9 protein-coding genes are annotated in these 8,640 nt (G+C 51.0%); 4 read left to right on the forward strand and 5 right to left on the reverse strand.

Annotated elements, in window-relative coordinates:
* The first annotated feature begins 391 nt into the window (after window positions 1-391).
* Both EXE47_RS17995 and EXE47_RS18000 read left to right on the forward strand, forming a co-directional pair.
* On the forward strand, window positions 392-1,195 hold the full coding sequence (locus EXE47_RS17995; RefSeq protein ID WP_137708608.1) for a glycosyltransferase family 2 protein: 804 nt from the start codon (window positions 392-394) through the stop codon (window positions 1,193-1,195).
* A complete protein-coding gene (locus EXE47_RS18000) occupies window positions 1,192-1,569 on the forward strand; it encodes a DUF2304 domain-containing protein (protein WP_137708609.1) in 378 nt (125 codons plus the stop codon). The genes EXE47_RS17995 and EXE47_RS18000 overlap by 4 nt, the downstream gene beginning before the upstream one ends.
* A 224-nt stretch (window positions 1,570-1,793) precedes the next feature.
* On the opposite strand, the gene aglM is transcribed toward EXE47_RS18000, so the two are convergent.
* Window positions 1,794-3,101 carry a UDP-glucose 6-dehydrogenase AglM gene (aglM, locus tag EXE47_RS18005; protein WP_137708610.1) on the reverse strand — a complete coding sequence of 436 codons (1,308 nt, stop codon included), beginning with the start codon at window positions 3,099-3,101 and terminating at the stop codon, window positions 1,794-1,796.
* A gap of 131 nt (window positions 3,102-3,232) precedes the next feature.
* Between aglM and galU the strand changes: the two genes are divergently transcribed.
* A complete protein-coding gene (gene galU / locus EXE47_RS18010; RefSeq protein WP_137708611.1) occupies window positions 3,233-4,099 on the forward strand; it encodes a UTP--glucose-1-phosphate uridylyltransferase GalU in 867 nt (288 codons plus the stop codon).
* Window positions 4,096-5,028: a UDP-glucuronic acid decarboxylase family protein gene (locus tag EXE47_RS18015; RefSeq protein ID WP_137708612.1), complete on the forward strand. Its 933-nt coding sequence runs from the start codon at window positions 4,096-4,098 to the stop codon at window positions 5,026-5,028. The genes galU and EXE47_RS18015 overlap by 4 nt, the downstream gene beginning before the upstream one ends.
* A gap of 323 nt (window positions 5,029-5,351) precedes the next feature.
* Here the strand turns inward: EXE47_RS18015 and EXE47_RS18020 are convergent, their stop codons facing one another.
* The 4 genes from EXE47_RS18020 to EXE47_RS18870 all read right to left on the reverse strand — a co-directional run.
* Window positions 5,352-6,266 (reverse strand): NAD(P)-dependent oxidoreductase, encoded by a 915-nt coding sequence (locus EXE47_RS18020; protein WP_158293631.1) that lies wholly within the window; start codon window positions 6,264-6,266, stop codon window positions 5,352-5,354.
* Window positions 6,266-7,447, reverse strand: coding sequence for a glycosyltransferase (locus EXE47_RS18025; RefSeq protein ID WP_137708614.1), 1,182 nt, complete (start codon window positions 7,445-7,447; stop codon window positions 6,266-6,268). Before EXE47_RS18025 ends, EXE47_RS18020 begins: the two co-directional genes overlap by 1 nt.
* 4 nt (window positions 7,448-7,451) lie before the next feature.
* A complete protein-coding gene (locus EXE47_RS18030) occupies window positions 7,452-7,664 on the reverse strand; it encodes a hypothetical protein (protein ID WP_137708615.1) in 213 nt (70 codons plus the stop codon).
* Window positions 7,665-8,244: 580 nt separating this feature from the next.
* Window positions 8,245-8,640, reverse strand: a 396-nt coding sequence (locus tag EXE47_RS18870; protein WP_206750875.1) for a hypothetical protein, incomplete at its 5' end; no start/stop codon positions are given.

Below are 8,640 nucleotides of genomic sequence, written 5' to 3' on the forward strand. Positions count from 1 at the left end.
GCTGGCGACGTGGCGCCAGCAGGGACGCAATCCATACGAAGAGCTTCGTCGAGCCGTCAGTAACAATGAACTGATCTCACGGGCTCACGCTGTGCCGGCTGTCGAGACTCCGGGGTAAACACGTACACATCAACTAAGCAGCCCATTACGACTGATACCAGATTTACTGCCCTGAGATCGCAAAGAGACACGAACTGCGCAAAGTCTTGGTTATTGGACAGGATGATGTCATTGCTATGGACAGAAAAGCATATCTACAAATAGCATAATTCATGCGTAATGGCAGCGCTGAATAGTAATCGAAGGCTAACTTCTGTTAGAACAACTGTACCAGATACCAATCCAAGAAAATTGAATCTAAAAACGAACACTAGCGGAAATAGTTCATTGGATGAGTAAGTATCAGAAGCACCCGCCAGAAGAGACTAGCGGACAGCACGCCACAACAGATGATGATTCCGTTGGTGTAGACTCGCGTAGACAACCAGCCGATGAAGCAGCTGTGTCGCCTGAGACAGGATCTATTGTTGCTATTATTCCAGCTTACAACGAGGCAGAAACCCTCCCTCAAATCATTTCTGCTACGTCGTCATATGTCGACGATGTCATCATAATCAATGATGCCAGTACGGACAGTACAGAAGAAGTAGCAGACGAGCATGCTGACCATGTCGTTACCCATCCGAAAAACACGGGGGTTGGAGGTGCAGTCCATACTGGATATCTAGCGGCTATTCGCTTGGACTATGATATTGTTATTCAAATTGACGGCGATGGGCAACATGATCCGTCGTACATCCCAGAAATGATTGAGACGATGGAAGAGCAAGAGGCGGATATGGTCGTTGGAAGTCGTTGGCTTAACGCTAGTTATCAAGAGTATAGTCTCGTTCGGAGAGCAGGAATTCGATTTTTTACAGCGGAGACGAATCTGCTCGGCGGACTTGATATCACTGATGTAACGAGTGGATTTCGGGCATATCGGACTTCGATGCTTGAACATCTTGGTCGACCAGCGAATAGCCACTGGGCGTTGGAACAAACACTTGAAGCAGCACGTGAGGGGTACTCTATTGAAGAAATCTCCGTACCAATGCCACCCGATACGGAGGGATCACAGTTTGATTTCGAAACCTTCGCAAAGTATCCCCCACGAATGGTTCTCACAACATTGAAGATACTCCTTTACCGATGATTGCTGGCACTCTCAGGCCAATCCATTTGATTGGAATTGTGTTTGCTGTTGCTCTGTTATACCAAAGCATACGGCTTGTTCGAAAGCGAAAAGGAACGGTGTTTGAATTCCTTCTCTGGTCTAGTTTTGGAACCTTCTTGCTTCTATTATCGCTTGGTGACTTCGTGACGCTGCTTGGTATTTACGAGATAGTTTCTACCTCCCTCGGATTGCTTGGGTTTGGAAGTGGGGTTACAGGATTGCTCGTGATGTCTAACCTAGCTTTACTCATGATGTTATTTTATACATTTGTGAAAGTCAAGACAAATAGAAAAGAGATCTACGATCTGAATCAAGAGATAGCACTCGTAGATCTTGATCAGGATGATGATTAGCTAGCACTATACCTGCTGTTTTGTCATATGACATAGATTATTTCGTGTGGATAGGGCCTCGGATTTAACTTTATAGCATTTTATCGCATTTCCAAAGCATATACTAAACACGTGTTCAGTACTGAGATCCACAAAGAGTAGCGAGATATTCACAACGATCGACTGCCACTCTTCATTTACGATCTAACTATCGAACTCGCTATTAGTGTGGTATTGTATCTCAGTCACCATGTTAATCCCTCATACACGATCCCGTCGCGACGATCGATAGCTCGTCGCCCGTCAACGACGATAGGCGTGCTCATGAGATCAAATTCGTTATCAAGAGCTGCTATTTCTTCCCAATCAGTAACGACGAGAGCAACAGCGGCCTTAGATAATGCCTCCGTGGGCGTGTGAACGTACTCAATGCCAGGGAACCGCTCGTGCATGTTCTCGACCGCGACCGGATCGTAGGCGACAATCTCAGCGCCGCGTGCCTGGAGCCCTTCAATAACCGGAATAGCGCGGCTATTTCGGATGTCGTCTGTGCCCGGTTTGAACGCCAAGCCGAGTACCGCCACCTGCTTGCCGGCAACGTCGACGTGGTCGTCCATGAGTGAGAGCAGCCGATCTGGTTGGCGATCGTTCACCCTAGTCGCGGCATCAAGCATCGCCGGTTCGTAGTCTTGTTGTCGGGCGGCGGCACGAATCGCCGCCGTATCTTTCGGGAAACAGCTCCCGCCCCACCCGACGCCGCTACGGAGGAACTGTTCGCCGATCCGGTCGTCGAGCGCGATCGCGTCCGCGACCTCGTAGGCGTCGATCCCGAACTCCTTACAGATGTTTCCGATGTCGTTGATGAGGCTGATCTTCGCGGCGAGGAAGCCGTTGTTTGCGTACTTAATCATCTCGGCTGTACGGGTGTCCGTCTCGACGACTGGGGCGTCGCTCCGCTCAACGAGCGGGTCGAAGACCTCGTGCATGTCCGCGAGCGCGCGCTCGTCGTCGGCGCCGAGCACGACCTTGTCGGGATCGAGGAAGTCGTGGACCGCGGTCCCCTCACGCAGGAACTCGGGGTTCATTCCGACGCCCAACTCCTCGCCCGCCGTCTTGTTGCTGGCCGCTTCGAGAATCGGTGTGATCGCGTCTTCGGTGGAGCCCGGGACGACGGTGCTTTTGACGACCACGGTGTGCCACGCGTCCTTGGCGGCGAGGGTCGTCCCGAGCTGGTCGGCGGCCGTCTCGATGATTGAGAGGTCGATGCTCCCGTCGTCGTTCTGGGGCGTCGGGAGACAGAGGAAGGTGACGTCGGTGTCGAGGACCGCCGCGTAGTCGGTGGTGGCTTCGAGTCGGCCCGTGCCGTTGGCGCCGGCGTGGTCGGTGACGAGCTCCGCGAGCCCGTCTTCGTGGATCGGGGCGGTGCCGTCGTTTATCGCGTCGACGATCGCCTGGTCGACGTCGACGTTCACGACCTCGTGGCCAAGGTCGGCGAAACACGCAGCAATAGTTGTCCCAACATACCCACTTCCGATTACCGATAATTCCGTCATGTGACAACGATCCCCGGTCAACCATATTAACGGTCCGATTGGACGGGTTTTTTATCGCTCACGATATGCGATAGTTGCTCTGATATAATGACAAACAATACGTAGCTTGACGCGAATTGGGCAAACGATCTATGGAAGTTACGAAGGCAGTCATCCCGGCGGCAGGATTCGGTACTCGCTTTCTCCCGGTGACAAAGGCTCAACCCAAAGAGATGATGCCCGTGCTGGACAAGCCGACGATCCAGTACGTTGTCGAGGAGGCCGTTGTGGCCGGAATCGACGATATTCTCATCATCACCGGTCGCGGGAAGCAAGCCATCGAGCGTCACTTCGACAAGTCGTACGAGCTTGAAGAGGAGCTGGAAGCAGACGGAAAACTCGATCGTCTTGACCGTGTGCAAGACATTGCCGATCTCGCGGACATCCACTATGTCCGTCAAAAAGAACGAGAGGGGCTAGGTGACGCGGTACAGTACGCGCGCAAGCACGTGGGTGATGAACCGTTCGCGCTGCTGCTCGGTGACACGATCATCGAGAACGAGACACCGTGTACAGAATCGCTCGTTGCGGCTGCGGAGGAACACGACTCGTCTGTGCTCTCGCTCGAACGGGTCCCCTGGGAAGACGTCCCGTCGTACGGGGTCGCGGACACCGAAGAGGTCGATCCGAACGCCAACAGCTTCCCAGTCAACGACTTCGTGGAGAAGCCCCCACGGGATGAGGCCCCCTCGAACCTCGCTATCACCGGTCGATACGTACTGAAACCCGAGATATTCGAGCTGCTAGAGGCGACAGAGAAGGGCGTCGGCGGCGAGTTACAGCTGACGGACGCGATCCGGAAGCTCGACACGGTGCGGGGCGTCGAGCTCGACGGCGACCGCTACGACATCGGGAACATCCCGAGTTGGCTCGAGGCCAACGTCGAGATGGCGCTCAAGCACGACGACGGCGATATCAACGCGGCGGTCGAAGCGTTCCTCGAGGGCCGAGACGAATGAGCCGGATCCTCGTCACTGGGGCCGCGGGATTCCTCGGGTCACACCTCACGGATCGGTTGTTGGCCGACGGTCACGAAGTCATCGGCATGGACAACCGCGTGAGCGGGCAGACAGAGAACCTCGACGACGCGTTCGAAAATGATCGCTTCTCATTTTACGATCACGACGTGACCGAATTCATCCACGTGTCGGGGGAACTCGATGCCGTGTTACATCTAGCGAGTCTCGCGTCGCCGGTGTTTTATCGGGATCACCCGATCAAGACGCTGAAAGTAGGAGCGCTGGGAACACACAAGACGCTTGGGCTCGCTAAAGAGAAGGACGCGACGTACCTATTCACGTCGACAAGCGAAGTGTACGGTGATCCCGAGGTGAATCCGCAACCGGAAGACTACCGTGGGAACGTTGACCCCTACGGGCCGCGATCGTGTTACGACGAGTCGAAGCGGTACGGAGAGTCGCTGGTCCGGGCGTATCGGAACAAACACGACCTCGACGTGCGTGTGGCCCGTATCTTCAACACGTACGGACCGCGAATGCGTCTCGACGACGGCCGTGTGATCCCGAATTTCGTGAAACAAGCGTTGACTGGGAAAGATCTGACTGTGTACGGGGACGGCGAGCAGACACGGAGTTTCTGCTACGTCGACGATATGATCGAGGGGTTAGTGGCGTTGTTGGAGTCTGATGTTCAGGCGCCTGTGAATATCGGTAGTCCTGATGAGCGAACAATAAACGAATTAGCTGGGTTGGTGATCGAGCTAACAGGAAGTGAGAGTGGGATTACGTACGAGGAACTGCCGCCACAAGATCCGCAGGTACGACAGCCGGACATCGCAAAGGCACGATTGGAACTGGGGTGGGAACCTACCGTATCATTACGAGATGGATTAGAGAAATCTATCAATTATTTTGAGGAGCGAATATAGAAAACAAAGTCAGAAATTAGTTGTTTTCTATTAATTATTTGTACAATTGTTCTTGCTGTTTGCCCAAGTTGACATAGATATCACGATAAAGTGGTATTAATTCATCATCTCTTGCTATCGTATTGGATACATCAACGTCCCTCTGATTTTTTAATGTCCAACAGCGTGTATGGCATATTCGACTCTCTTCTTTTGTATGACGGCAGGTGGATACTAGTTACAACTTATCATCAGGATCGTATCGAGTCGGAGAAAACTAAACAGATCGGGATCAATACCGAGAGGAAGTGTGGTAGTAATTTCTTCTAGACATCCAGCCCTCATTAAAACTGCTCACGTATTTTTGTCCTCACTTCGGGATGCTCCTCGAACCATTCGATTGTCTTTCGAAGGCCAGACATTAGATCTGTCTCGGGATCCCAGCCGAGTACAGAGGATGCTTTAAAAACGTTCGCGCTAAACCGCGAAACATCCCCGGATCGGCCCTGGACCACTGTGTATCCAGGGCAAGGACCAATGAACTCAGAGATTATTTTAGCAACGTTTTCGAGAGGTGTAGCCGTACCTGATGCGATATTCAGAGCTTCTCCAGATAGACTTTTTCGACGCTCGATAGTCGCCTCAATCGCCTCAGTAACATCGTCAATAAATACGAAATCAAGTAATTTCGACCGGCCGTACACCTCTAATTTCTCTCCACTGAGTGCTAGTGAGATCCAGATTGGAATTACTCGCGAGTTCTGCTCGAATGGTCCGTAAACGTTGGAAAATCGGAGATGGGTGACTGGCACGTCATAGGTGTTCTTGAAGGCGTTTCCAAGGGCTTCAGTGGCCTGTTTGCTGGCAGCATACGGGTTCGGACTATCATACGTCTCGTCCCCTTCTTCAGCCTCTAAATGTGACCCATAAATATCGCGACTGGACGCCAGAATCACCGTGGCACCCATATTCTCAGCCTCCGCAAGCACATGCCGAGTCATCTCGACATTCTCCACTGCCCGACGAGGCTCAGCGACAATAGGCTGAACCTGTGAATGCGCGGCCAGATGAACGATCACATCAACATTTGGCAATTTCGGCTCGTTAGTGAGGTCTACATTAACTTGCTGGATGGCATCCGGTTTACCGAATCGGGACTCAACTGTATCCAGCGAGATTACGTCAAATTCCTCTACAAGGTGGAGACAGACGTTGTGCCCGATGAATCCATTACCACCCGTGATGAGGATTCGCGTCACTAAATCACCTCCTGATATATACGTTCTAACCGTTCAGTTTGCGCTTCCCGAGAGTGTGTCTCCTCGACATAGCTTCGACCTCTCTCAGACATAGTCTCCCACTCATCGCTCCTGTCCCATAGCTCCAAGATCGCCTCCGCTATAGAATCTACATCCATCACCGGACAGAGATACCCTCGACGCCGATCTTCTACAATTTCTGGAATTCCAGCATGATATGTAGAAATAATAGGGAGCCCACTTGCCTGTGCCTCTAGCAGGACAGTCGGTGTCCCTTCACGATCCCCATCACGAGCTGTATGACTGGGAAGTAAGAATAGATGAGATTCTGTAAGTAGTTCGTCTATTTCAGACTGGTCCGCCCACCCCAGTAAATTGACGGAGTCAGAAATTCCCTCGCTCGTAATCAGATCCTCGATTTCGTCTCGTTGGTCACCATCACCCGCGATTTTATATTCGACATCTACTTGATCGATTACTTTTGAGATTGCTCGGATAGCATAGCGGAGGCCCTTTTTTTCAGTGAATCGGGCTACAGTAGCTATTTTTAGCGGTGATGACTTGTGGGTTGGAGAAAATTCGAAGTTCTGGAGGTTGGCAGATAACGGATTGATGACTACTTTTTGTTCTGGAGCACCAGAATTAACGAGTTTTTCTTTCATGTCGTAACTTAATACAGAGATGGCAGCTACCTCTGGCCAAAGGTGATCATATCGGGAAGGATCTTCTTTCAAAAAGGCTCCAGCGTCATTACCATAGAAAGAAACAATTAGTGGAGCATTAAGCACGTGTGGGATAAAATCCGACATTTCGGCCTCCCATCCGAAGTGAGCGTGATAGAGATCATACCCAGCTGGAACTGTATCTAAGAAACTTACTCTGATTCTAGCTCGATGTCCAAACTGGAGCGATTTTAGAATTTGAGGTGTCCTTTTGGGAGCTCGTATAACTGATGACAGGAACCGTAGAGCTCCTTGCCTATAATCTGTGGGTGCATTGGTATAGGTGGTTTTCTCAAGTAGATCATATTCATCTACAATTGGGTGGTTTACTCCGGATTCTCCACTTGAATGAGCAAATATATCGACATCATGGCCAGCATCAATCAATCCTGCTATTTGGTTAAGTATGAATGTCTCTGAAACTTTCGGGAAAACCGAAGTTAAATGTGCGATCTTCATCGGATTAGTTAAGGAAAGCGGTGGCCGAACTCTTGCAAAGAAGGAATCTGATGATTTCACTACCTATAGAGTTGCCATTATACTCAAACATTACAATTTCTTCTCCATCTCTAGCCTCAACAAAATCTTCAAACAAGGGTATTGTGTCATAGGGTCTAACGACAACCAGACCGTTTGAAACCAGCACTTCTCGGCCGTGTTTATTTTTAACGCCCATGCGAGGGTCTAAGACATTCAAGGACTATAACACTGCGGGACAGATGTTGCTAGGCTACTCCTATCAACTGAACTGAGCAGATCAGTGCTGTTGTGCCTACAGTATCGGGGGTCTTGCTACCATATCATGGAGGCGGTGAAAACATTCCAGCTCTCACGGAAGCGAGTCGAAGAACGACACCTCTTTAGTAGAATCTAGAAGTCTTTGTACTGGTACCCGCTGAACATTGGTGTGTATCGCTGGTTCTGGAAGGTTTAGTAAGAAAGGTAAGTAGATACTTCTAGAGACTACTATAGCTCTTTGACGGTCACTCGGCGATCGATGCCGTCCGTCTTGTTCTATACGAACATGACCACATCGAAACTCAAATATATATTTTCAATAACCGACATTTTAGACCACCTCTCATAGCGGGACGTAAGCCATGTCGATGTTGAAGTCTTGATTACCCATACCATCGTCGAAATACGAGAGGTAGGCGTTATCTGCTCCCCAAATCGCCTCTATCGGTCCAATGTCATCTGCGTCCGACTATGAGAGCATCATCAGGGCGGTTTCGCCCTGCTCGAAGAACGTGCTGTCACGCTCGGCGTAGGGGAACGCGCGAATCTCTCGGGCTGCGCAGTCCTGATAGAGGATGCTGCGATGGCCGCTGAATCCCGATAGCAAGACGATCCCCAACGTAGCTCTGAGGATCGTAATTAGAGTACTGTGTATTGTCGACCGCAGGATATCCCTCGACGGTGAACGCCTCTGGACCACCGTGGACCACACCGATTCTGAGTACGTTGTTTTCACCGTCACGTTCCTGAAGCACGCCGAACCTGCCACCGAGTGTTTTCTGAATCTGTACGTGTTTAGCCCGAACTGATTTCGCTGCTATCTCATAGAAGGCGCACAACTTAGCCTGTATGAACTGGCAGCAGAGGTTCGCGATGATTCTCAGGGATGGGCTCCGTCGTGGAGCCCATCCCGT

Origin of the sequence: Halorubrum sp. GN12_10-3_MGM, assembly GCF_005435235.1 — an archaeon.
Classification (GTDB): Archaea; Halobacteriota; Halobacteria; order Halobacteriales; family Haloferacaceae; genus Halorubrum; species Halorubrum ezzemoulense.

Bases quoted from the DNA above. Each gene is read 5' to 3' on its own strand.
- EXE47_RS17995 (WP_137708608.1), top strand. From the start codon at position 392: ATGAGTAAGTATCAGAAGCACCCGCCAGAAGAGACTAGCGGACAGCAC.
- EXE47_RS18000 (WP_137708609.1), top strand. From the start codon at position 1,192: ATGATTGCTGGCACTCTCAGGCCAATCCATTTGATTGGAATTGTGTTT.
- aglM (WP_137708610.1), bottom strand. From the start codon at position 3,101: ATGACGGAATTATCGGTAATCGGAAGTGGGTATGTTGGGACAACTATT.
- galU (WP_137708611.1), top strand. From the start codon at position 3,233: ATGGAAGTTACGAAGGCAGTCATCCCGGCGGCAGGATTCGGTACTCGC.
- EXE47_RS18015 (WP_137708612.1), top strand. From the start codon at position 4,096: ATGAGCCGGATCCTCGTCACTGGGGCCGCGGGATTCCTCGGGTCACAC.
- EXE47_RS18025 (WP_137708614.1), bottom strand. From the start codon at position 7,447: ATGAAGATCGCACATTTAACTTCGGTTTTCCCGAAAGTTTCAGAGACA.
- EXE47_RS18030 (WP_137708615.1), bottom strand. From the start codon at position 7,664: ATGGGCGTTAAAAATAAACACGGCCGAGAAGTGCTGGTTTCAAACGGT.